The sequence below is a fragment of the Streptomyces sp. NPDC002835 genome, assembly GCF_053591995.1.
Genome location: NZ_JBSFUW010000039.1, coordinates 1 through 23,412, shown reverse-complemented (window position 1 = coordinate 23,412; position 23,412 = coordinate 1). Strand labels below are relative to the sequence as shown.

16 protein-coding genes and 1 pseudogene are annotated in these 23,412 nt (G+C 71.7%); 13 read left to right on the top strand and 4 right to left on the bottom strand.

The genetic code is table 11. The annotated features are described in order from the left end of the window. Window positions 1-67: 67 nt before the first annotated feature. Complete coding sequence (locus ACWD01_RS30595) at window positions 68-1,081, bottom strand: phosphatase PAP2 family protein (RefSeq protein WP_451166310.1); 1,014 nt, start codon at window positions 1,079-1,081, stop codon at window positions 68-70. Window positions 1,082-1,518: 437 nt separating this feature from the next. Here ACWD01_RS30595 and ACWD01_RS30590 point away from each other — a divergent pair, with 437 nt between their 5' ends. After that, window positions 1,519-3,252 (top strand): MFS transporter, encoded by a 1,734-nt coding sequence (locus ACWD01_RS30590; RefSeq protein ID WP_451166308.1) that lies wholly within the window; start codon window positions 1,519-1,521, stop codon window positions 3,250-3,252. A 124-nt stretch (window positions 3,253-3,376) separates the two neighbouring features. Further along, window positions 3,377-4,567: an acyl-CoA dehydrogenase family protein gene (locus ACWD01_RS30585; RefSeq protein WP_451166306.1), complete on the top strand. Its 1,191-nt coding sequence runs from the start codon at window positions 3,377-3,379 to the stop codon at window positions 4,565-4,567. A gap of 69 nt (window positions 4,568-4,636) precedes the next feature. On the opposite strand, the gene ACWD01_RS30580 is transcribed toward ACWD01_RS30585, so the two are convergent. Further along, a complete protein-coding gene (locus ACWD01_RS30580; RefSeq protein WP_451166304.1) occupies window positions 4,637-5,068 on the bottom strand; it encodes a cell division protein SepF in 432 nt (143 codons plus the stop codon). A 278-nt stretch (window positions 5,069-5,346) separates the two neighbouring features. On the opposite strand from ACWD01_RS30580, the gene ACWD01_RS30575 reads away from it, so the two are divergent. The 5 genes and pseudogenes from ACWD01_RS30575 (at window position 5,347) to ACWD01_RS30555 (ending at window position 11,220) form a co-directional block, all read left to right on the top strand. Further along, the gene (locus tag ACWD01_RS30575) at window positions 5,347-6,537 is read left to right on the top strand and encodes a DUF5685 family protein (protein ID WP_451166365.1); all 1,191 of its coding nucleotides are present in this window, start codon (window positions 5,347-5,349) and stop codon (window positions 6,535-6,537) included. Window positions 6,538-6,812: 275 nt separating this feature from the next. Continuing rightward, window positions 6,813-7,598 carry a DUF1684 domain-containing protein gene (locus tag ACWD01_RS30570; RefSeq protein ID WP_451166302.1) on the top strand — a complete coding sequence of 262 codons (786 nt, stop codon included), beginning with the start codon at window positions 6,813-6,815 and terminating at the stop codon, window positions 7,596-7,598. A 271-nt stretch (window positions 7,599-7,869) separates the two neighbouring features. Continuing rightward, window positions 7,870-8,778 (top strand): S1 family peptidase, encoded by a 909-nt coding sequence (locus tag ACWD01_RS30565; RefSeq protein ID WP_451166300.1) that lies wholly within the window; start codon window positions 7,870-7,872, stop codon window positions 8,776-8,778. A gap of 314 nt (window positions 8,779-9,092) precedes the next feature. Then, window positions 9,093-10,722: pseudogene (locus ACWD01_RS30560) on the top strand (IS200/IS605 family accessory protein TnpB-related protein). Window positions 10,723-10,740: 18 nt separating this feature from the next. Next, window positions 10,741-11,220, top strand: a complete 480-nt coding sequence (locus ACWD01_RS30555; RefSeq protein WP_451166298.1) for a hypothetical protein — start codon at window positions 10,741-10,743, stop codon at window positions 11,218-11,220. A 20-nt stretch (window positions 11,221-11,240) separates the two neighbouring features. Here ACWD01_RS30555 and ACWD01_RS30550 read toward each other — a convergent pair whose 3' ends face one another. Continuing rightward, window positions 11,241-12,149: a DUF4231 domain-containing protein gene (locus ACWD01_RS30550; protein WP_451166296.1), complete on the bottom strand. Its 909-nt coding sequence runs from the start codon at window positions 12,147-12,149 to the stop codon at window positions 11,241-11,243. Between the two features lie 249 nt (window positions 12,150-12,398). On the opposite strand from ACWD01_RS30550, the gene fxsA reads away from it, so the two are divergent. The 5 genes from fxsA (at window position 12,399) to fxsT (ending at window position 20,938) form a co-directional block, all read left to right on the top strand. Then, the gene (gene fxsA, locus ACWD01_RS30545; protein ID WP_451166294.1) at window positions 12,399-12,563 is read left to right on the top strand and encodes an FxSxx-COOH cyclophane-containing RiPP peptide; all 165 of its coding nucleotides are present in this window, start codon (window positions 12,399-12,401) and stop codon (window positions 12,561-12,563) included. Between the two features lie 41 nt (window positions 12,564-12,604). Next, window positions 12,605-14,794 (top strand): radical SAM/SPASM protein FxsBH, inactivated beta-hydroxylase extension form, encoded by a 2,190-nt coding sequence (fxsBH, locus tag ACWD01_RS30540; RefSeq protein ID WP_451166292.1) that lies wholly within the window; start codon window positions 12,605-12,607, stop codon window positions 14,792-14,794. A 58-nt stretch (window positions 14,795-14,852) separates the two neighbouring features. Next, window positions 14,853-15,560, top strand: a complete 708-nt coding sequence (locus tag ACWD01_RS30535; RefSeq protein ID WP_451166290.1) for an AAC(3) family N-acetyltransferase — start codon at window positions 14,853-14,855, stop codon at window positions 15,558-15,560. 115 nt (window positions 15,561-15,675) lie between these two features. Then, window positions 15,676-17,013, top strand: coding sequence for a TIR-like protein FxsC (locus ACWD01_RS30530; RefSeq protein WP_451166288.1), 1,338 nt, complete (start codon window positions 15,676-15,678; stop codon window positions 17,011-17,013). Next, the gene (gene fxsT, locus ACWD01_RS30525) at window positions 16,997-20,938 is read left to right on the top strand and encodes an FxSxx-COOH system tetratricopeptide repeat protein (RefSeq protein ID WP_451166286.1); all 3,942 of its coding nucleotides are present in this window, start codon (window positions 16,997-16,999) and stop codon (window positions 20,936-20,938) included. The genes ACWD01_RS30530 and fxsT overlap by 17 nt, the downstream gene beginning before the upstream one ends. 28 nt (window positions 20,939-20,966) lie before the next feature. On the opposite strand, the gene ACWD01_RS30520 is transcribed toward fxsT, so the two are convergent. Continuing rightward, window positions 20,967-21,824: an alpha/beta fold hydrolase gene (locus tag ACWD01_RS30520; protein WP_451166284.1), complete on the bottom strand. Its 858-nt coding sequence runs from the start codon at window positions 21,822-21,824 to the stop codon at window positions 20,967-20,969. A gap of 384 nt (window positions 21,825-22,208) precedes the next feature. Between ACWD01_RS30520 and ACWD01_RS30515 the strand changes: the two genes are divergently transcribed. Then, entirely contained in the window at window positions 22,209-23,294 is a 1,086-nt protein-coding gene (locus ACWD01_RS30515; protein ID WP_451166282.1) for a S1 family peptidase, read from the top strand. Window positions 23,295-23,412: the final 118 nt, after the last annotated feature.

Below are 23,412 nucleotides of genomic sequence, written 5' to 3'. Positions count from 1 at the left end.
TACTCGACGAGTACCGGGGCCTTCATGCGGTCCGTCTCTCCCCGCGCGGGCAGACCGCTCGCGCCGCTCAGCCGCCCGTCAGCGGCCGCGAATGGGGAGGGCGTCTGCTGCCCGACGGGGTCACCGGGCTCCGCTCCGAGCGTGCGTGCGCCCGCGGCCCGTGCGTGGTCGTCCTGGTGGTCGCCGCAGGGCCGCTCGCGGAACCCGCCGGCGGCCGGGCGGTTGTGACGCCGGCGGCGGCCACGGGCTCGCGTGCCTGGTCGTCCGCCTCGTCGGTTCCGCGCTGCGGGACCATCGCCGTCGCGGGACGCGGTCCGCCCGCCGCGACGGGCAGCGAGCGAGCCGGGGCGCGGCGTGCCCGCCACTGCTCGCGGATCCCGAGGATCCAGGCCTCCGCGCGGCCGATCAGCGGCTCGCACCAGGGCAGCCCGAGGAGGATCAGCAGGCCCGCCGCCCAGCCGAGCAGCACATCGCTCAGCCAGTGCGTACCGAGGTACACGGTCGTCAGGCCGACCCCCAGCGAGACCACGGCGGAGAGCGCCGACAGATAGCGCCTCGCCCTCGGGGTGGTGGCCAGATAGGCCAGGATTCCCCAGGTCACGACCGCGTTGGCGGTGTGCCCGGACGGAAATATATCGCCGCCCGCGAAGAGCTCGGCGGAGCCGATCTGCGTCGCGTAGTGGGGGCCGAGCCGGCCGAGTCCGATCTTGACCGCGCCCACGGTGACGTTCAGCAGCAGCAGAGCCGCGCCGAGCGCCAGCAGGGGGCGCAGGGTGTGCTGGCGCCAGGAGCGCCAGCCCAGCCACGCCGCGACCATGACGGCCGTCGGTCCGCGCTGGCCGAGCACCACGAAGTAGTCGAGAGAGGCGTGCTGCTCCGGCCACTGCTCGTAGGGCCGGAAGAGCATCAGCTTCCAGTCGAGGGCCACGAGCCACGTCGACGCCAGCACGGCGACGACGATGGCCAGATAGAACGCCGACGTCCCGCCGAAGAGGGCGAGACGTGTGCGGCTCATCCGCGGGATCTCTATCTTCGGCGGTTCCGGCTCCCGGTCCAGCCGGGCAAAGAAGTCGGTACGCACCTAATCGACGTTACAGCGAGTGAGTGTGTGGTCAGGTCGATCCACTCTCTTCGTGATGCCTATGTGATGTGGAGTTTGTCTCAGGTCCAGTTTCATTCACGGACCGTCAGGAAAAGCCGGTGGCCTTCGTCCCGCATTTGTCGGACGGTCATCACGGAAGGCATCCTTCTGCGGACGGTGAATGGTTCACCGGAAACCCGTGTGGAATTTCCGGGGCGTTCAGCCCCATCAAGATCGACTACGGCCGGGGCGCCGAGTGGCGTACGCCACACCCGGGGGTCCGATCGGGTGAGAGATCGACCACGTGCACCGCGCGCGAACTCGCGTACGCTGTCGACTCACTCGCCCGTCGATGCCGGGCCGCCCGGTCGGGACAACCCCGCACCACCGTCCAGGCCGGTCCGCCGCGCGCGAGGGACTCACCGGGAGGTACGTACATGTCCGTGACGCCCACGGCCGGCGCACGCCTGCGCTCCGTCGGCGGCGGGGCCAACCGCTGGGTCGTCCTCTTCGTCCTGTGCGTGAGCCTGCTGCTCGTCGCGCTCGACGCGACCGTGCTGCACGTCGCGGTCCCCGCCGTCACCGAGGACCTGCGCCCAAGCGGTGTCGAGCTCCTGTGGATCGTGGACTCCTACCCGCTGGTCTGCGCCGCGCTGCTGATCCTCTTCGGCACCCTCGGCGACCGGGTCGGCAGACGCCGGGTGCTGCTGCTGGGCTACGGCATCTTCGGCGCCGCCTCCGCGGTGGCCGCCTTCGCGCCCACTCCGGACGTCCTGATCGGCGCTCGCGCCCTGCTCGGGGTCGGCGGTGCGATGATCATGCCCGCGACGCTCTCGATCCTGCGCGCCGTCTTCCCCGACCGGCGTGAGCGGGCCACGGCGATCGGCATATGGACGGCCGTGGCCGCCGTGGGCGCCGCCACCGGACCCGTGGTCGGCGGCTTCCTCGTCGAGAACTTCTGGTGGGGCTCCGTCTTCCTGATCAACATCCCGCTGATGGCACTGATCGTTCCCGCCGGCCGCTGGCTGCTGCCCGAGTCCCGGGGCACGGGGAACGGCCCGTGGGACGTCCTCGGCGCGCTGATGGCCGCGGGCGGTGTGCTGGGCGTGGTCCTCGGGGTGAAGCGGCTGGGCGTCGGCTCCGGCCCGCTCCACCCGGGCGTGGCCGGCCCGCTGCTCCTCGGCGTGGTGCTGCTGGTGCTGTTCGTGGGGCGGCAGAAACGCCGCCCGTATCCGCTCATCGACATGCGGATGTTCGCCAGGGCCGCCTTCTCCACCTCCGTCGGCTGCATCGTCCTCGCCATGCTGGCGCTGGTCGGCCTCGAGCTGATCGCCGTCCAGTACCTCCAGCTCGTCCTCGGGCTCACCCCGCTGGAGACCGGTCTGCGGCTGCTGCCCCTGACCTTCGCCGCCATGGCCGCCGGGGCCACCGGCTCGCACACCCTGAACCGCCTCGGCCCGCGCCGGATGGTCGGCTGGGGATTCGTGCTCACCGCCGCCGCCGTGCTGCTGCTGACCGTGATGGGCCAGCAGGACCGCCCCTGGCTGCTGACCGCCGCGTTCGTCCTGCTCGGCTTCGGGCTGCAGACGACGCTGTTCGGCGCGTACGAGTCGATGCTCAGCGAGGCCCCCGCCGAGCAGGCGGGCGGGGCCGCCGCGATCGGCGAGACCTCGTACCAGCTCGGCGCCGGCATGGGCATCGCCCTGCTCGGCAGCGTGATGAACGCCGCGTACGCCCCCGCGCTGTCGTCCGTGAGCGGCGTTCCGCAGTCCGCGAGCGCGGCCGCCGCCCATTCGCTGGGGGAGGCCTACCAGGTCGCCGAGCGGCTCGGCGGTCCGGCAGGTGAGGTGCTGCGCTCCACCGCCCGCAACGCCTTCGTGCACGGTCTCCACGTCACGCTGCTGGTCAGCGCGGGGCTGCTGCTCCTCGGCGCGGCCGCGGCGCTGCGGCTGCCCCGGACCATGGAGTGCGGCACGGTGGACATCTGCCAGAAGCAGGGACCGGCCGATCCGGCGGCGATCCCGGCGAGCCGGGAGAGCGAGGAGCAGGAGAGCGACGCCTCCGGCGTCCGGCGCTCCGGCGGCGCGGAGCAGCGTCACCGGGCCGCCGTGCCGGCCGGCCGCACACCCGCGGCCGCAGAGGTGGCGGGGTCTGGACGCACGGCACACTGAGCCGTAACGTCTGGCGAGGCCGCTGACTAGCAGTGCTAGTTTCTGGGGCCGAGCCGTCCGTACCCCTCCTCGCGGCCCGACGGCCGCGGGAGTGCCCAGTGTGAGAGCCGCCGGAGGTCACGTCATGTCCAGAGCCTCGAAGCTTCCGTCCTTCGATCCCGGCGACCCGCTCGGGATCGACGACCTCCTCGGCCCCGAGGACCTCGCGATCCGCGACACCGTCCGCACCTGGGCCGCCGACCGCGTCCTGCCGCACATCGCCGACTGGTACGAGAGCGGCGAGCTCCCCGGCATCCGCGGCCTGGCCCGCGAACTCGGCTCCATCGGCGCGCTCGGCATGTCGCTCGACGGCTACGGCTGCGCCGGCGCCACCGCGGTCCAGTACGGGCTGGCCTGCCTCGAACTGGAGGCCGCCGACTCCGGCATCCGCTCGCTGGTCTCCGTCCAGGGCTCCCTCGCCATGTACGCGATCCACCGCTTCGGCTCCGAGGAGCAGAAGCAGCGGTGGCTGCCCGGCATGGCCGCCGGCGAGATCATCGGCTGCTTCGGCCTGACCGAGCCAGACCACGGTTCCGACCCGGCCGGTATGCGGACCTACGCCAAGCGCGACGGCGGTGACTGGGTCCTCACCGGCCGCAAGATGTGGATCACCAACGGCTCCGTGGCGGGCGTCGCCGTGGTCTGGGCGCAGACCGACGACGGTATCCGCGGTTTCGTCGTGCCCACCGACGCCCCCGGCTTCTCCGCCCCCGAGATCAAGCACAAGTGGTCGCTGCGGGCGTCGGTCACCAGCGAACTCGTCATGGACGAGGTGCGGCTGCCCGCCGACGCGGTCCTCCCGGACGTCACCGGCCTGCGCGGCCCGCTCAGCTGCCTGAGTCACGCCCGGTACGGGATCGTCTGGGGCTCGATGGGCGCCGCGCGCTCCAGCTTCGAGGCGGCCGTCTCGTACGCGAAGACGCGCGAGCAGTTCGGCCGGCCGATCGGCGGCTTCCAGCTCACCCAGGCCAAGCTCGCGGACATGGCCGTCGAACTGCACAAGGGGATCCTGCTCGCCCACCACCTCGGGAGGCGGATGGACGCGGGGAAGCTGCGGCCGGAGCAGGTCAGCTTCGGAAAGCTCAACAACGTGCGCGAGGCGATCGAGATCTGCCGCACGTCACGCACCATTCTCGGCGCGAACGGGATCTCGCTCGAGTACCCCGTGATGCGGCACGCGACCAACCTCGAGTCGGTCCTCACCTACGAGGGCACCGTCGAGATGCATCAGCTGGTGCTGGGCAAGGCGCTCACCGGCCTCGACGCGTTCCGGTAGGCCGGCGAGGCCCCGCCGTGGCGGCCGGCGGGCTCTTGCGGCAGCCGTGGGGAGGCGGCGGCGCCGTGCTCAGCTCTGGTTGAAGAAACCGTCCTGGGAACGGCCCGCCGGGTCCCCGCTGACGATCTCGGTGTCGGCGGGGGTCAGCAGGAACACCCGTGTCGCGACGCGCTCGATCGAACCGCGCAGTCCGAAGGCGAGACCCGCGGCGAAGTCCACGACCCGCTTGGCGTCGCCCGGCTCCATCGACGTGAGGTTCACGATGACCGGGACGCCCGAACGGAACAGCTCGCCGATCCCGCGGGCGTCCCGGAAACCGTCCGGGGACACCGTCGCGATGCGGCGGCCCTCCTGCTGCGCGGACTCGGAGGCGACCTTCACACGGGGGTCGGTGACCCACGCGTCACCCGGCTCAGCACCCTCGGCGTAGTCGTCGTCGTAGTAACGCCCGTCGTCCTCGACGAGTCCGAGCCAGGCGCTCGCCTTACGCACCGATCCCATGGACGCCTCCTTTCATCGCGGTCACTTGTGGTTCCGCATATCCCCTATCGTCGTCCATGATGCGGATCGGGCGCCAAGTGGATAGTCGCCGCGCAGGGGATTCGTGACGGTACTGGTGCAGAAGATGTGGCGATTCGTCAAGGTCCGGCCGCAGTAGGGGGCGTGAAGGGATGGAAATATAAAAGTCGGGCCGGACGGGTGACCTTCGGCACGTACGGGTGAACGACCTGATCGATACGATGCCCGCCACACATCTCAGCGACTCGCGGGGGCCCGTCGTGTTCGGAATCGTCAGACCATGTTCGCACCGGCTCACCGACGGGCTGAAGACCGAGTGGATGGCCCATCTCTGCGGACTCTGTCTGGCACTTCGAGCGGACCACGGGCAGTTCGCCCGCGTCGTCACCAACTACGACGGCCTGATCGTCTCGGTTCTGACGGAGGCTCAGGGCGAGCGCACCCCCGCGCAGCGGCGCACCGCCGGGCCGTGCCCCCTGCGCGCCATGCGGACCGCGCCCGTCGCCCGCGGCGAGGGCGCGCGGCTGGCCGCCGCGGTCTCCCTGGTCCTGGCGTCGGCCAAGGTGCGGGACCACGTCACCGACGGCGACGGTCTGTTGGCCCGCAGGCCGGTGGCCGCCGCGGCCCGCCGCGTGTCCGCCGGCTGGGACCGGGCGGGCGCACGCGCCGGAGCCGCGCTCGGCTTCGACACCGCGGTGCTGCTCGACGCGGTCGACCGGCAGGCCGGCATCGAGGCGCTGGCCGGACCGGGCAGCTCCGTCCTGACCGTCACGGAACCGACCGAGACCGCCACGGCCGCCGCGTTCGCCCACACCGCCGTGCTCGCCGGCCGGCCGGAGAACGCGGCGCCGCTCGCCGAGGCGGGCCGCCTTTTCGGCAGGCTGGCGCATCTGCTGGACGCCGTGGAGGACCAGTGGGCCGACGCGGCGTCGGGCGCCTGGAACCCCCTCACCGCCACCGGCACCCCGCTCGCCGAGGCCCGCCGCCTCGCCGACGACGCGCTCCACGGCATCCGCCTGGCGCTGCGCGACGCGCACTTCACCGACGACCGGCTGGTGCACGTGCTCCTCGCACACGAACTGCGCACCTCGGTGGAACGCGCCTTCGGCACGACGACGTGCGCCCACCGGGGATACGGGGACGCGGCGCAGCCGCCCCCGCCCGGCAACCCGTACCAGGGCGGCCCCCAGGGCCCGTACGCACACGGCCCGTACAGCGGCGGCGGCCCCGGCGGAACGCCCCCGCCCCTGGGAGGCCACCCGGGCCCACAGCGCCCGCCCCGCCGCGGATTCTGGGCGGGCTGCGCGGTCTTCGTGGGGCTGTGCTGCACCTGCCGGCTGTGCTGCGCCAAGGAGTACGAGGGCCCGTGGTCCCGCAAGAAGCGCGAGGGCTGCTGCCGCGACTGCGACTGCGGCTGCCCGGACTGCGGCTGCAGCTGCTGCGACTGCTGACGCGTCGTCAGCGCCCGGTGCGCGGCGGCTCGGCGGGTGCGCCCGCCTGGGGCGGGTCCACGCGGCGGCGGCCGGCCCGGCCCCTCGCCCGGCTCCGGGCCCGGCCGCGTGCCCGAGGGGCGCCGCCCAGACGCGCGCACGCCCACCGGCACCGTCACGAGGCGGCGCGCGCCGGCCACCGCCGCACGCGCGCCCAGCCACGGCCGCCGGCGGCGTTACGCCCCGACCGGGCGCGGTGGGGGGCCGTGCGCGCGGGGTGTGCGAGGGTTGCGGGCATGATGACGGCGGAGCAGAAATGGCAGCGCTGGCAGGATCAGCGGCTCGCCACCATCTCAGGGCCGTACGGGCCGCTGTCCCTCACCGGGACGCACTGGCTCTCCGACTACCCGGAGGGGCGAATTCCGGCCGTCCCCGGTCAGTGGGCGGCGGACGGCGACGAAGTCGTCCTCGACGCCACCGACGAGGACCGGCTCAGCCTCGACGACAAGCCCTTCACCGGCCAGGTCCGCCTCACCGCCGACCACGGCCCGATCCCCGAGTCACGGGTCTCGCACGGCGAACGCCGGATCGTCGTGCTGCGCCGCGAGGGGCTCTGGGCGGTGCGCGACTTCGACCCGGACGCCCCGGCGCGCCGGGAGTTCCGGGGCATCGAGACCATGCCGTACGACCCGCGGTGGGTGGTCCCCGGCCGCTTCGTGCCGTACGAGGCGGACCACGCCGTCCGGGTGGAGAACGCGGACGGGCGCGAGCGCGGGCTCGGCCTCGGCGGGGAGATCGTCTTCGCCGTCGACGGACAGGAGCACACCCTGCGCGTCGCGGTGCAGGCCGACGGCTCGCTGTGGGCCGTCTTCGCCGACGCGACCAGCGGAGACGGGAGTTACCCCTTCAGGTTCCTGCGGCCGAAGGCGCCCGCCGCCGACGGGGCGGTGAGCGTGGACCTCAACCGCGCCCAGCTGCCGCCGTGCGCGTTCGCCGACCACTTCATCTGCCCCTTCCCGCCGCCCGGCAACACCCTGCCGTTCCCCGTTCCGGCAGGCGAGCGGAACCTCCTGACGGCCTGACACGTCCAAGACGCGACGAACGGGCCCCGGACGGGCCCGGCACAGCCCCGGCGGGCAGCGGCCGCCGGGGCCGTCCGGCGTGCAGGTGCACCACGGCCGAAAGGCACCCTTGCGGGGTTGGTTGACGCCGCGAATACTCCCGAACAGCGCTCGCCAGGAGTACGGCCTGTCCGATATCCGGGGCGATCCGGATGCCGGACGTGCTCATGGCCGCGCCTCACAGGCCCAGACCCCCACGGACGGGCCGTCCACTCCTCGGGAGGAATGACAAGTGAGGATCAGGCGCACCAACCCCCGCACCCACTCCGGCACCGCCAGACGTACCCGTCTGCTCGCGGTCGCCACCGGCCTCACAGCAGCCGCAGCTCTGGCCGTCCCCACCGCCGACGCCGACGAGGTACGCACCTTCAGCACCCAGCAGCTCGCCGCGGCGGGCGAGGCCGTCCTCGAAGCGGACGTGGCGGGCACCGCCTGGCACGTCGACCAGGACACCGGCCGGCTCGTCGTCACGGCCGACAGCACCGTCTCGAAGGCCGAGCTGGCCGAGATCAGGCGCGAGGCCGGAGCCAACGCCGGCGCCCTGCGCATCGAACGCACCCCCGGCACCTTCTCCAAGCTCATCTCCGGCGGCGACGCGATCTACGCGTCCGCCGGCTGGCGCTGCTCCCTGGGCTTCAACGTCCGCAGCGGCAGCACCTACTACTTCCTGACCGCCGGTCACTGCACCGACGGTGCGGGCACCTGGTACACCAACTCCTCCCGCTCCACACCCATCGGACCCACCGCCGGGTCCAGCTTCCCGGGCAACGACTACGGCATCGTCCGCTACTCCAACACCTCGCTGTCCCACCCCGGCACCGTCGGCAACCGGGACATCACCGGCGCGGCCAACGCCACCATCGGCATGTCCGTGACCCGCAGCGGCTCCACGACTGGCACCCACAGCGGCACCGTCACCGGCCTCGACGCCACCGTCAACTACGGCGGCGGCGACATCGTGCGCGGTCTGATCCGCACCAACGTGTGCGCGGAGCCCGGCGACAGCGGCGGCCCGCTCTACTCCGGCAGCCGGGCCATCGGCCTGACCTCCGGTGGCAGCGGAAACTGCCGCACCGGCGGAACGACGTTCTTCCAGCCGGTGGTGGAAGCCCTCAACCGGTACGGAGTGAGCGTCTACTGACGCCCTGGTAAGTCGGCAACCGACGCCCGGCGGCCCCCGTCCTTCACCAGGACGGGGGCTCGACGTGCCGCCCCGTTTTTCGGAGGATGTCAGGACGGCCGGGGGCGGCCGCAGTGACGGGGGTTGTGGACTGCTGTGGTGTGACTTCGTATGTGTGAGTTCTGGCGTGTACGGGTGAGTTGTCGTGTGCTGTTGTGTGTGGGGTTCGGTGTGGTGGACGGGGGTTCGTCTGTCGAATGGGTGACCTTTGCGGGTGGTGGGTCGTTGGGGGTGGTGGCGGGTGTGTGTGGTCCGGCGTGGAGGGGGTGTTTGCTGTGGGTGGTCTGCGGGAGGTGGCGGCGCCGTTCGTCGTTTCCGGCCCTTCGGGTGTGGCGGTACGTGACCGGCTGAAGGGCCTCACTCCGGAGGACGAGAAGGTGCTGCGGCTGGTGGGTGCGCATCTGGGCTCGCTCGCCTCGAAGGACCTCAAAGTGCGCTGCGTGGACGGGTTGGGGCACTCTGCAGAGTCGTGGGCGGCCCGTAAGCGGGAGTTGACCGGTGTGTCGTCGTCGCGGTGGGCGGGGTCGGTCACGAAGGCCACGCACGATCAGTGGGCGCTGGCCCGGCGCGGGCAGGCCGCGTACGTGAAGTCTCTCGAAGCCGGTGTGAGGACGGTGCGGCACCGGTTGTCGCTGCCGGTCGGGGCGAGGGGCTCGAAGCGGGCGCCTGGTGGTTACCGTTCCCGGCGGGAGTGGCATGCCAAAACCCGCCGCCTGCACATGCTGGAGGACCGGCTGGAGAGGGTGCGGGCCGACCGGGAAGCCGCTGTCGTGCGTGTGGTGCGGGGCGGCAGACACCTGGCCCGCACCCGTCATCACCTCGCCGAGGCAGGGTTGACCGAGGCCCAGTGGCGGCAGCGGTGGGAGGCCGGGCGCTGGTTCCTGACGGCGGATGGTGAGTCGGGCAAGAGGTTCGGCAACGAGACGATTCGCATCACGCCCGACGGCGAAGTGTCGATCAAACTCCCGGTACCGTTGGCGTATCTGGCGAACGCTGCGCACGGCCGGTACGTCCTCGCCGCGCAGGTCTCCTTCGCGCACCGGGGCGCCGAGTGGGCGGACCGGGTGGCAGCGCACCGGGCCGTGGCCTACCGCATCCACCACGACGTGGACCGCGACCGCTGGTACGTGACCGCGTCCTGGCAGATCCCGGCCGCCCCGGCCGTGCCGCTCGAAGCCGCCCTCGCCCAGGGTGTGATCGGGGTGGACACCAACGCCGACCACCTCGCCGCCTGGCGCCTGGATGTCCACGGCAACCCGTGCGGTGAACCCCGCCGCTTCTTCTACACCCTGACCGGCACCGCCCCCCACCGCGACGCCCAAGTACGGCACGCCCTCACCCGACTCCTGCACTGGGCCCGATCCTGCGGGGTGAAGGCCATCGCGGTCGAGGACCTCGCCTTCCAGGCCGAGAAAACCAGGGAGAAGCACGGGCGTAAGCGCCGCTTCCGGCAGCTGATCTCCGGGATGCCCACCGGGCGCCTGCGTGCCCGGCTGGCCTCCATGGCCGACGCCACCGGCATCGCGATCATTGCCGTCGACCCCGCCTACACATCGAAGTGGGGCGCGCAGCACTGGCAGAAACCTCTCACCAGCAAGACGCGTAGGACGACCCGTCACGATGCGGCGAGCATCGCGATCGCACGACGCGCCCAGGGGCATCCGATCCGGCGACGGACGACACCGCCCCGCACCCACCAGAGCGATGGATGCGGGCATCGGACCGTCCAGGCCGACTCGGGCACCCTCGGGCGTGAGGAACCCCGCCCCCGCATCCCCGGACCACGCACACGATGCGTGCCACCGGACACGGCGCGAACGCGGGCGACCAGGCCACCCAAAACCGTTCGGGATGTCCGCAGTGAGCAGGAAATGGGTCCATGACTCACTCCTGCTCACTGACTAGGAACGGTTGCAGCGCGACGTGAAACGCATCGGAGTGACCGGCCACCGCGGCATCCCGCCGGAGGCCCTGGGCCATGTCAGCGCCGGGCTGCGTGCGGTGCTCAGCGGGCATCGGGGCTCGCTGGAGGCGCTGTCGAGCCTCGCCGTGGGGGCCGACCAGATGTTCGCGGACATCGCCCTGGACTGCGGCGCGGAGCTGACCGCCGTCATCCCCAGCGGCGACTACGAGCTGGGCTTCACGGCCCCCGAGGAGCTGGCCCACTACCGCCGGCTGCGGAGCCTGGCCACCCGGGAGGTGAGACTGTCCTTCCCGTACTCGACCGACGAGGCGTACTACGCGGCCGGCGCCTACATCGCCGACCACTGCGACCGGCTGCTCGCCGTCTGGGACGGCCTCCCGGCCCGGGGCCACGGCGGCACCGGCGACATCGTGCGCTACGCCCGCGGCCTCGGAAAGCCCGTGACGGTCATCTGGCGGGAGGGTCTGAAACGTGACTGAGCGGTCGGACGGGCCGGTCGTCAACTGCGGTGCCGCACCAGCCAGTCCGTGTGCTGCGGTGAGACGATGCGCTCGGTCTCGTAGACCGCGGACGGCCACTGGACGTCGGTGACCGTCGTCTCCATGGCGGTGTGCATGGCCGCCAGATCCTCCTCCACCAGCGAGTGGGCGGCTATCAGCGGCTGATGGCGGCGGATCTCGCTCCACGCCAGACATGCGGCGGCCGCGGCCGACAGCACGCCCTGCACCTGGATTGAGTCCGCCACGGAGAAGGTGCGCAGCGTGGCGAAGAACAGGGCGAGGAGCGTGAGCAGTGCGATCGAGGCGGACCAGAGCGCGGTCGCGCGCCGGGACACCTCCGTACGCCGGTGGTACCAGTTGCGCTGCTCGATCAGCCGGTCCCTGACATAGGTCTCCTTGCGGACGCTGAAGGGCTTGGCCCGCAGCCGGCGCATCGGGGCGGTGATCGGGTCACCGGCCGCGGCGTCCCCGTCCGTGGTGCGGGGATCCTCCCAGCCGACTTTGGCCAACTCCCGTAAACCGTCCTCCAGACGGGCGGTGAACAAATCATCGGCCGCGGCCCCCGTGAGGCGCGAGTCGAAGGGCGCGCCGTGGACCGCGTAGCGCCAGCAGAGCGACTTGATGAACTCGGCCGCGGAACGGTTCAGTTGCCAATGCGACTTTGCTCTGCGGCGGGTGGCGCGGTATCCCAGCACCAGTACGCCCCCGTACGCCAGAACACTGAGGAACGCGGCGATCTGGAAGGAGCCGCCGAGCCTCAGTGACGTGGGCAGGGCCGCCAGGGCCGCTCCGGCGACCAGCAGCAGGAGCCGGTACCGGGTGCCGGCGACGGCCTCGCGCTGGCGGGCCACGGCGACGGCGTCCGTGCGGTGGTAGAGAACCGGTAGATCGGCATTGTGGAGAACCATGCTCTGCAAAGGGCTGGAAAGCTCGCTCATGCACACCCCCGTCTGCGGTTTTGTCATCGCTCATTAGGCGGAATCGCTTGTTCCCCGTTGCCCTGCGAGAATGTGGTGCAACTCTTTTGACAACGTGTTCCCGGCCTGAGTTGCTGCGAGTGGCCATGAGGGTAAAGTCGTGCCGCCGGCATCGCAACGGTGCGTGGTATCCCCGCTGGTACAGCATTGAGCTGGACACAACATCAAGGACGGCCCCCAATGACTCTGCACTCCTCCCCCTCATTCGCCGCTGCGAAGAAGAATCGCGTTCCACTGGCGCAGATCGACGTGCGCGGTGACGACGCCGCACGCAAGCTCGCCCGCGTGCTGCCCGCCTCCGAAGAGCGCATCGTGCGCGCGACCACGTTCAACTCGGCGCTCTGACAGGGCTTCAGAGGCCGTATCCACGGGCCTAGACTGGTGGAATGACAGGGCCCCGACTGGTCCCCTTCCAGCAGATCGTTGTGAAGGTCCACAGCAGGTGCGATCTCGCCTGCGATCACTGCTACATCTACGAACACGCTGATCAGAGCTGGCGAACCCGCCCGAAGGCAATCTCTGACGAAGCGATTTCCTGGACAGCTCTGCGACTGGCCGAGCATGCCAAGAGCCATGCCCTGCCCTCCGTGTCAGTGATCCTGCACGGAGGGGAGCCTCTGCTGGCGGGCCCCGCCCGTCTGCGCCGCGTCTGCGAGGAGCTCACCGCGGCCCTCGACAATGTCGCCGCGCTGGACCTGAGGATCCATACCAACGGAATTCAGCTGAGCCGCCGCTATCTCGACCTGTTCGACGAATTCAACGTCCGGGTCGGCATCTCCCTCGACGGAGACCGCAGCGCCAACGACCGCCACCGCCGCTACGCGGACGGCCGCACCAGCCATCCGCTCGTCCTGCGGGCCGTCGACCTGCTGCGCCAGGAGCGCTACCGCCACCTCTATCTGGGCCTGCTGTGCACCATCGACGTGGCCAACGACCCGGTCGCCGTGTACGACGCCCTCGCCGAGCTCGAACCGCCGCGGATCGACTTCCTGCTGCCGCACGCCACCTGGGACGACCCGCCGGCCCGGCCGGACGGATCACCCACCGCCTACGCCGACTGGATCCTCGCCGTCTTCGACCGCTGGGACGCCCGCGGCAGGCCCGTGCCGGTACGGCTCTTCGACTCCGTGTTCTCCACCCTGGCCGGCGGCCCCAGCCTCACCGAGTCCCTCGGGCTCGCCCCCTCCGACCTCGTCGTCGTCGAGACCGACGGCACCCTGGAGCAGGTCGACTCGCTGAAGAGCGCCTACGAGGGCGCGGCCGCCACCGGCTTCGACGTCTTACGCCACTCCTTCGACGAGGTGGCCCGCCACCCCGGCGTCACGGCCCGGCAACTCGGCCTTGAGGGCGTGAGCGCGACATGCCGTCAGTGCCCGGTCGTCCGGTCCTGCGGCGGCGGGCTCTACACCCACCGGTACGCGAGCGGCTCAGGCTTCGACAATACCTCGGTGTACTGCGACGACCTCAAGGCGCTGATCCTCGGCATCGAACGGCGCACGGCGCACACCGCCGCCTCCCCGGCCGTGACCGACCCGGAGGCGCTGCTCATCCTCCAGCAGGACCTCACCCGCTACGCCCTCGCCGGCCTCAACGAGGAGCTCGACGGCCGCGGGGGCGAACGGTGGTCCGCCGCCTGGGAGCTGGCGTCCACGATCGACGAGACCTCGCTCGGCCTGGACGAGATCTACGCGCACCCGTACACCCGCACCTGGCTCCACGCCTGCCTGGAAGCCCTGCGGGCACGGCGCCCCGACGCCGTCGGACTCGCCCTGCGCCTGGAGTCCTATGTGGCCGCCGCGGCCGTACGGAGCGGGCTCGGCGTCCCCGTACGGGTCGGCTGCCCCACCGGCACGCTCTTCCTGCCCACCCTGGGCGAGCTGCGGCTGTCCGCCGACGGCGGGCCGTGCGAGGCGGAGGTCGGCGGCACGCCGGACGAACTGCTCGTCCGTGTCCCGGGGCGCGGGACGTCACGCGTGCGCCCGGACAGGCCCGAGGACGGCTGGCGGCCCCTGCACCGGCCCGGACTCGACGGCTGGCCGCAGCTCGTGCTCGACGACCTCGACCCGTACCGGGACTGCTTCGGCGAGCCGGTGCGGCCCGTTGGGGACACCGGGGCACTCGCGGCCGCCTGGGACCTGCTGCGCGACACCGCGCCGGGGCGGGCCGCCGAACTGGCGGGTTCCCTCACCACCCTGACGCCGCTGGAAGGCGCCGGGCCCGTTGTCGGGCGGCACGCGTACGGCGCGCTCGGCCTCGGACTGCACGGCCCGCCCGCCGGACTGGCGGCCGCCCTGATGCGGGGCTTCGCCCGGGCCGAGCTCCGCGCCGTCGGTGAAGTCACGGACCTGCTGGCGGAGGACGGCGCCTGGCTGCACCCCGCCCCGTGGCAGGACGAGCCGCTGCCCGCCTCCCGGCTGCTGGCCGGGGCGTACGAACGCGTCGCGCTCGCCCCCCTCGATCCGGCCGCCGCGGCCCACGCCCTCCTCGCCCTCAAGACGTTGCGCGACGCACCCGAGCCGACCGTCAGCGGCAAGCGTCTGATCGCCGCCCTGCACGCGGAGGCGGCCGGTGGCTGACCGGCCGGCCGGCCGGGAAGCGGCCTTGGCGCTGCGGGCCCTGGGGGTGCGCAGCGGCATGACCCTGCTCGTCCACGCGTCGCTGCACGCCACCGGCCTCGGCGCGCGGACGGTGCGCGACGCGCTGCTGGAGGTCCTCGGCCCCGAGGGCACGCTGGTGGTGCCGGCCTTCACCGAGGAGAACTCCGACACCTCCCACGCGTACCGGGCCCGGGTGCGCGGCATGACACCCGAGCAGACGGCCGCCTTCCGCGCGGACTTGCCGGCCTTCGACCCGGCCACCACACCCAGTCAGGGGATGGGCCGGCTGGCCGAGTCCGTACGGACCGCGGCGGGGGCCCGGCGCAGCGCGCACCCGCAGACGTCGTTCGCGGCGCTCGGTCGGCGGGCGGCCGAACTGCTCGCCGACCACCCGCTGGACTGCCATCTCGGCGAACGCTCACCGCTCGGTGCGCTCTACCGGGCCGGCGCCCAGGTGCTGATGATCAATGTGGGATTCGCCAAATGCACCGCCTTTCATCTTGCCGAATACCGCGTCACGACGGCGCTGCGGACCTACCGTTGTGTGGTGAAGGGGCCGGACGGCGGATCCGAATGGGTCGAGTACACCGACGTGGTGCTGGACGACAGTGATTTCGAGGCGGTCGGGGCCGCCTTTTCCTGGGGGGTGGAACGAAGCGGACAACTCGGTGGAAGAACCGCAAGACTGTTTTCGATCAGGAAAGCGGTCGACCACGCGAAGGGTTGGATGACCGAAAAGCGGTGATGATTGACCGAACGGCGGGGGGATGGAGCGTGACCCGCTCCGGAATGATTGCTTCGCTCGCGTCTTTCACTGATGCCGGGTGTCGGGCCGGGCGTTCACGCAGGACGGGGGTCGTGTGTCGGATTCAGCGCAGCGGGCGGCGGACCATCGGCCGTACTTCTTCTTGAGCTACGCGCACACACCGCGGTACGGGGCGGGAGGCCCGGACCCGGACATGTGGGTCGAGCGGCTGTTCCGCGACCTGGTCGGCCATGTGATGGCCATGACCGATCTCCCGGCCGGCGCTCCGGCCGGCTTCATGGACCGGGAGATACGCTCGGGGGAGGGCTGGTCGGAACGGCTGGGTGAAGTGCTCGCCAGCTGCCGGGTGTTCGTCCCGCTCTTCTCCCCCCGCTACTTCGCCAGCGAGATGTGCGGCAAGGAGTGGTACGCCTTCGCCCAGCGGGCCATCTACCACCACGCGAAGAGCAACCGCCCCGCGGAGGCGATCGTCCCGGCGTTATGGGTGCCCATGCCGCCCGAGCAGTTACCGGGCCCCGCGGAGCGGCTGCAGTTCAACCACCGCGCCTTCGGTGACCGCTATGTGACCGACGGCCTCTACGGACTGATCAAACTCCGGATATTCGCCGAGGAGTACGAGGCCGCCGTCTACGAGCTCGCGAAACGGATCGTGAGCGTCGCCGACACCACCCGGCTCGCGCCCGGCAGTCCCGTCGAATTCCGCCAGGCGCCCAGCGCCTTCGGCCGGCCCAGCGTCGGCCCGCGGCCCATGCACATCACCGTCGCCGCGCCCACCAGCCACGACCTGCCGCCCGGCCGGTCGGCCGACTTCTACGGCAAGCAGTCGCAGGACTGGAACCCGTACCACCCGGACTCCGCACGGCCGTTGGCATCCATCGCCCAGGACCTGGTGCGCTCCCTCAACTACCAGCCGACCGTCTCCTCCTTCGACCACGAACCCCTGACGGCCCCCGGCCGGCCGCCGACCCGCCCCGAGATCCTGCTCGTCGACCGCTGGGCCCTGGAGAACGAGGAACGGCGGCGCAAGCTCGCCGCCTTCGACGCACAGCCGCGCCCCTGGGTGAGCGTCGTCGTCCCCTGGAACCGCGACGATCCCGACAGCAGCCGGGCGGCGGAGGCCGCGCTGATCGAGAAACTGGAACACACCATGCCGCACCACATGGGCCACGGCCGTACGGCCTGCCAGGCGGCCGCCAGGGGCGTCTACACCATGGAGGCCTTCGGGCAGCTGCTGCCCCAGGTGGCGGAGGCCGCCGCCCAGGAGTACCTGCGCCACGCGGAGGTCTTCCCGCCCGCCCCGCCCGGCGGCGGCAGCCACAGCGAACGGCCCCGGCTGCGCGGCCCGATGGCCGAGTACGGCACCACCCAGTACGTCCCGAACGCGCGTGACATCGCCCCTGATGCGGAGGACACGGATGACAGCCAGTCGTGACGGGCGCATCGTCACCTTCTACTCGTACAAGGGAGGCACCGGGCGCACCATGGCCATGGCCAATGTGGCCTGGATACTCGCCGCGAACGGCAAGCGGGTCCTGGCGGTCGACTGGGACCTGGAAGCGCCCGGACTGCACCGCTTCTTCCACCCCTTTCTCGACCCCTCCACCCTCGGCGCGACCACCGGCGTCATCGACCTGATCACCGAGTTCGCCTGGGCCGCGACCAACCCCGAGCCGCGCCGCCCCGACTGGCACCGGGACTACGCCCGCATCCAGCCGCACGCCGTCTCCCTCACCCCGGAGAGCCTCGGCTGGGAGTTCCCCCAGCGCGGCACGCTCGACTTCGTCTCCGCGGGCCGGCAGAACCGCGAATACTCGGCCACCGTCTCCACCTTCGACTGGGACAACTTCTACGACCGCCTCGGCGGCGGGCACTTCTTCGACGCGCTGCGCGACGACATGAAGGCCAACTACGACTACGTCCTCATCGACAGCCGCACCGGACTCAGCGACATCGCCGACATCTGCACCGTCCATCTGCCCGACGTCCTCGTCGACTGCTTCACGCTCAGCGACCAGTCCATCGACGGCGCCGCCTCGGTCGCCCGGCAGATCGACGAACGGTACGGCGGGAGGGGCATCAAGATCCTCCCCGTACCGATGCGCATCGACGAGGGCGAGAAGGAGAAGGCCGACGCCGGACGGGCCCTCGCACGCCTCAAGTTCGACCGGTTCCCCAGCGGCCTTACCGCGGAGGAGGCCACCGCCTACTGGGGCGCGGTGGAGATCCCGTACCGGCCGTACTACGCCTACGAGGAGACGCTCGCGACCTTCGGCGACGAGGCCGGGCTCACCAGCTCGCTGCTCTCCGCCTTCGAACGGCTCGCCGCCGTCGTCACCGACGGGCAGATCACCTCGATGCCGCAGGTCAACGAGGACGTCCGGCTGCGCATCAGGGACGCCTTCACCCGCCGCCGCCCCGCCCTGCCCGCCGACCTCTTCCTCAGCTACGTCGCCGAGAACCGGATGTGGGCCGACTGGGTCGAGTACGTGCTCAGCCGGGCCGGCTTCCGGGTCGTGCCGCGCGACGTGTCCGCAGAGCACGACCCCCTCGAGTTCGACACGGCCGCCGCTACGAGCGCCGCCCGCACCGTGGTGCTGCTGTCCAGCGCGTACCTCAAGTCCCCGCGGGCCGTCGAGGTCTTCCAGCGCGCCGCCGCCGAGGACCCGAGCGGCGGCCGGCGGCATCTGCTGCCGATCCGGGTCGGCGACGTCCGGCTGACCACCCCGTACATCGACCGCAACCCCGTCGACCTGTTCCGGCTCGACGAGATGCACGCCACCGGATCGCTGCTGCGCGCCCTCGACCGCCCGGTGCAGCTCCCGGAGCCGTCCTCGCCCGGCCCGCGGTTCCCCGGCACGGTGCCGAAGATCTGGAACGCGCCGCCCCGCAACCCCGGCTTCACCGGCCGCTCCGTCGTACTGGAGCGGATGCGGGACCAACTCGGCGGCGGCATGTCCGTGGCCGCGGTGCTGCCGCAGCCGCAGACCCTCTACGGCCTCGGCGGCGTCGGCAAGACCCAGGTCGCCCTCGAATACGTCCACCGCTTCATGGCCGACTACGACCTGGTCTGGTGGATCTCGGCCGAACAGCCCGACGACGTCGTCGCCGGACTCGCCGAACTCGCCGTCCGGCTCGGCGCACAGGGCGGCGAGGACATGGCCGCCGCCTCCCAGGAGGCCATGGACCTGCTGCGGCGCGGCGTGCCGTCCAAACGCTGGCTGCTGGTCTTCGACAACGCGGACGACCCCGAGCAGCTCAAGCGGTTCTTCCCCGCCGGCGGACCCGGGCACGTGCTGGTCACCTCCCGGAACCAGACCTGGTCGCAGTACGGCGACGCGCTGCCCGTCGACGTCTTCCTGCGCGCGGAGTCCATCGAGCACATCCAGCGGCGCGCCCGCGGCCTGAGCGCGGAGGACGCCGACCAGGTCGCCACCGCCGTGGGAGACCTGCCGCTGGCCGTCGAACAGGCCGCGGCCTGGATCGCGGAGACCGCCACACCGGTCGGCGCGTATCTGGAACAGCTGCGCGAACAGGCCGCGAGCGTCCTCGCGCTCAACCAGCCCGTCGGCTACCCGGAGCCGGTCGCCGCGACCTGGAACGTGTCCATCCAGCGGCTCAAGGAGCGCTCGCCCGCGGCCGTACGGCTGCTCCAGCTCTGCGCCTTCTTCGCCCCCGAGCCGATCTCGGCGAACCTCCTCTACAGCAAGGAGATGATCGACGCCCTCAAGCCGTACGACGCCTCACTGGAGGAGAAGCTGGTCCTCGGCCGGGTCATCCGGGAGATCGGCAGGTTCGCCCTCGCCAAGGTCGACCAGGTCTCCAACTCCATCCAGGTGCACCGGCTGGTCCAGGCCGTCATCCGGGCGCAGCTCAGCGAGGAGGAGCAGATGGACGCGCGGCACGCCGTCCACCGCATCCTCGCCGGCGCCAGGCCCGACGACGACGAACCGATCGACAACCCGGAGACCTGGCCGCGCTTCAACACCATCTGGCCGCACCTCGGGCCCTCCGAGGCCCGCTACTGCAAGGAGCCGGAGACCCGCAGACTGCTGATCGACCGGGTGCGCTACCTGTGGAAGCGCGGCGACTGGAACACCGCCTCCACCCTCGGCAACGACCTGCGCGAAGCATGGAAGGACATGCTCGGCAACGACGACCGGCAGTATCTGTACCTGCGCTTCCACCTCTCCAACATCCTGCGCTCCCAGGGCCGTTACGTGGAGGCCAAGGAACTCGACGAGGTGACCCTCGAGCGGCAGCGCGCGGTCCTCGGTCCCACCCATCCGCACACCTACATGACCACCAGCGGTCTCGCGATGGACCTCGGCACGCTCGGCGACTACGGCCAGGCGATGGAGCTGGCGACCGAGGCGCACGAGGGATTCAGCCAGATCTTCCACGAGTCCCACCCGCGTACGCTCGCCGCCGCCAACAACCTGGCGCTGAACCTGCGCATGGTCGGGCAGTACGCCCGGGCCCGCGAGATCGACCAGGAGGTCTTCGACCGGCGCACGGAGGTCCTCGGCCCGGAGCACCCGTACACCCTCTCCTCCGCGATGAACCTCGCCCGCGACCTCAGGGAGGTCGGACGGTACGAGGACTCCGTGGCCGTGCTCAGCCGCACCTACGACCTCTACAAGGAGCAGCTCGGCCGGACGTTCCCCGGCACCCTGGCCGCGGCCAAGAGCCTCGCGGTGTCGCTGCGCAGAGCCGGCCGGCTGGAGGACGCCCGGCGGCTGACGACCGCGACCCGCAACCGCTACCGCGCCAAGTACACCTCCGCCAACCCCGATTCACTGGCCTGCGACCTGAACCTGGCGGCCGACCTGTACGCCGCGGGGGAGCCGGTGGCCGCCCGAGACCTGGCCCAGGAGGTCGTCGACCAGTACCGGCAGGTGCCGGGCGAGCGGCACCCGTACTCGCTGGCCGCGATCAACAACCTCGGGATCTACGAGTGGGGCTGCGGGACGCCCGAGTCCGCGGAGCGGCTGCTGCGGGACGTCGTCGAGACGATGCGTGAGGTGCTGGGAGAGAACCACCCGCACGCCCTGTACGGCACGATAAACCTGGCCAACGCCCTCGCCGACCTGGGAATCTGCGACGAGGCGCTGGCGATCGAGCGGCGGACCGTGGCCCGGCTGCGCGACGCCCTGGGCGCGCACCACCCCGAGGTGCTCGCCATCGCCTCCAACATGTCCGTCACGCTCGGCCTGCTCGGGCGCAAGGACGAGGCGGCGCAGACCCGGGCGGAGGCGGTGGAGGAGCTGCAGCGGCTGCTGGGCGAGGAGCACGCGCTGACCCGGATCGCGAAGGACGAACGCCGGGTCTACCGCGACCTGGAGCCGCTGGCGGTGTGAGCCGCGGGGGGCCGTCCGGCGCGGCCGTTCAGGCGTCGTCGAGCAGCCAGGTGAGGATGCGGGGCAGCGCGTGGAAGGCGTCGAAGTGCGCGGCGGCCGGCTCCAGGACGGCCGTCGCGCCCGGGATGCGCTGGGCGAGCCAGCGGGAGTGGCCCACCGGGGAGAAGACGTCCTTCTCCCCGTGCCACAGCATCACCGGCCCTTGGATCTCCGCCGGGTCGAAGCCCCACGGGCTGCAGAACGCGAGCGCGTCGTCGATCCATCCGTACGCCGAAGTGCGCAGCGCCTCCTGGTAGTTGCGCAGCAGCATGGACCGCAGGCCGAGGTCGGAGACCACCATGCGGTCGGACTCGGTGAGCTCCCGGCGCAGATCGTTCAGCAGCCGCACCGGGTCCTGCCTGATCTCGGCGGAGCGCAGGGTGAACCGCTCCACGAGACCGGCCGGGTCGGCCGAGGCGCTGGTGTACTCGGTGACGTTCGACGCGGCCATGCCCTCGAACCAGTCGAGACCGTCCGCGTCCCTGGGCGCGAGCGTCACCAGCGCGGCCGCCCGGGTGACCCGCTCCGGCATCAGCGCCGCGCACGCCAGCGCGTGCGGAGCGCCGCCGGAACGGCCCACGACGGCGAAGCGCTCCAGCCCCAGCTCGTCGGCGATCGCCCGTACGTCCTGGGTGACATCGGCGACGCTGCGGCCCGCGAGCCGGTCGGAACCGCCGTACCCCGGCCGGTCGTAGGCGATCAGCTGGGTGCCGCGCTGGTACAGCACCATGCCGCGCGGCGCGGGGCCGAGTCTGCTGCCGGGTGTGCCGTGCAGCAGGAAGACCGGTTTGCCGCGTGGGTCGCCCAGTCGCTCCACCATCAGATGCCGCCCGTCCGAAACGCGCACCCGACGTCGCACCCGAACGCCCCCCTTCGCCGGACCCGCCCATGGGCGCCCGTCTACCCGCGTGGTGTTGCCTGACGTACTGCCTGAGACCGCTGACGTACCTGACGTAGTCGTGGCGTACCGCTTGGCGTACATGTCCCGTGCAGACATCAGGAGCTTCCCCGCCCCCCGGGTGATTACCCATCAGGAGACGGACCGGCTGCGTGATTGCCGCCCCGGTCCGCCCTGACGCTGTGAAGGGGCTGTGAACGCACCCGTGTTGTCGTGTGCCCGTCCCAGAGTCGACCTTGTGTGCGAGTGCGACGCCTCGGAATAGTGGGCGGTTCATCCTCCGCGCCGTGGACACCCCACTTGTCCGGGCGCGGCCCCCACAGGAGGTCGAAGTTGAAGCACCGACGCATACCCAAGAGGAAAGCGGCCGTGGCCGGCGGCGCCGTCGCCGCCGTCATCGCGGCGGGCCTCACGTTCCAGAGTGCGAACGCCAGTGACAACACGGCGCAGTTCGACGTGAAGGCCCTCACCGCCCCGGCGGCCGGCGACCTCGCCGTCACGCTCCGGGCGGACCTGGGCGCGGCGGAGGCCGGCGCCTACTACGACGCCAAGGCCAAGGCGCTGATCGTGAACGTCCTCAGCGAGGACGCCGCACAGACGGTGCGCGAGGCGGGCGGCAAGGCCAGAATCGTCGAGAACACCCTCGTCGAGCTCAAGAGCGCCCGCCAGACCCTCACCGACCGGGCGACCATCCCGGGCACCGCCTGGGCGACCGACCCGGTCACCAACAAGGTGGTCGTCACCGCCGACCGCACGGTCCAGGGCGCCGAGCTGGCCACGCTGCGGGAGGTCGTCAAGAGCCTCGGCGCCAAGGCGGAGCTCAAGAAGACCGCGGGCGAGTTCAAGCCCTTCGCCGCCGGCGGCGACGCCATCCACTCCGGCGGCGGGCGCTGCTCGCTCGGCTTCAACGTGGTCAAGGACGGCGAGCCGCACTTCATCACCGCCGGGCACTGCGGTCAGTCCGGCAGCGAGTGGTCCGACTCGGCGGGCGGCGCGGCGATCGGCACGATGGTCGACTCGCAGTTCCCGGGCAACGACTTCGCGCTGGTGAAGTACGACGGCGCCGCGGAGCACCCGAGCGAGGTCAACCTCTACGACGGCAGCACGCAGGCGATCACCCAGGCGGGCGACGCGACCGTCGGCATGCAGGTGACGCGCAGCGGCTCCACCACCCAGGTCCACGACGGTGAGGTGACCGGACTCGACGCGACGGTCAACTACGGCAACGGCGACATCGTCGAGGGCCTCATCCAGACCAACGTCTGCGCCGAGCCGGGCGACAGCGGCGGCTCCCTCTTCTCCGGCGACACGGCGATCGGCCTGACGTCGGGCGGCAGCGGGGACTGCTCGTCGGGCGGCGAGACGTTCTTCCAGCCGGTGACGGAGGCGCTGTCGGTCCTGGGCGCGGACATCGGCTGACCGTGGCTGGGGGTGGGGGGGGGGGGGGGCCCGGGCCCCCCCCCCCCCCCCCCCCCACCCACCCCCCCCCCCCCCCCAACAACACAGGACAACCCACCAACACAAGAAAGAACACGAG

Excerpts from the sequence above, each read along its gene's own strand:
- ACWD01_RS30590 (WP_451166308.1), top strand. The coding sequence starts at position 1,519 with ATGTCCGTGACGCCCACGGCCGGCGCACGCCTGCGCTCCGTCGGCGGC.
- ACWD01_RS30585 (WP_451166306.1), top strand. The coding sequence starts at position 3,377 with ATGTCCAGAGCCTCGAAGCTTCCGTCCTTCGATCCCGGCGACCCGCTC.
- ACWD01_RS30580 (WP_451166304.1), bottom strand. The coding sequence starts at position 5,068 with ATGGGATCGGTGCGTAAGGCGAGCGCCTGGCTCGGACTCGTCGAGGAC.
- ACWD01_RS30570 (WP_451166302.1), top strand. The coding sequence starts at position 6,813 with ATGATGACGGCGGAGCAGAAATGGCAGCGCTGGCAGGATCAGCGGCTC.
- ACWD01_RS30550 (WP_451166296.1), bottom strand. The coding sequence starts at position 12,149 with ATGGTTCTCCACAATGCCGATCTACCGGTTCTCTACCACCGCACGGAC.
- fxsA (WP_451166294.1), top strand. The coding sequence starts at position 12,399 with ATGACTCTGCACTCCTCCCCCTCATTCGCCGCTGCGAAGAAGAATCGC.
- fxsBH (WP_451166292.1), top strand. The coding sequence starts at position 12,605 with ATGACAGGGCCCCGACTGGTCCCCTTCCAGCAGATCGTTGTGAAGGTC.
- ACWD01_RS30535 (WP_451166290.1), top strand. The coding sequence starts at position 14,853 with ATGACCCTGCTCGTCCACGCGTCGCTGCACGCCACCGGCCTCGGCGCG.
- fxsT (WP_451166286.1), top strand. The coding sequence starts at position 16,997 with ATGACAGCCAGTCGTGACGGGCGCATCGTCACCTTCTACTCGTACAAG.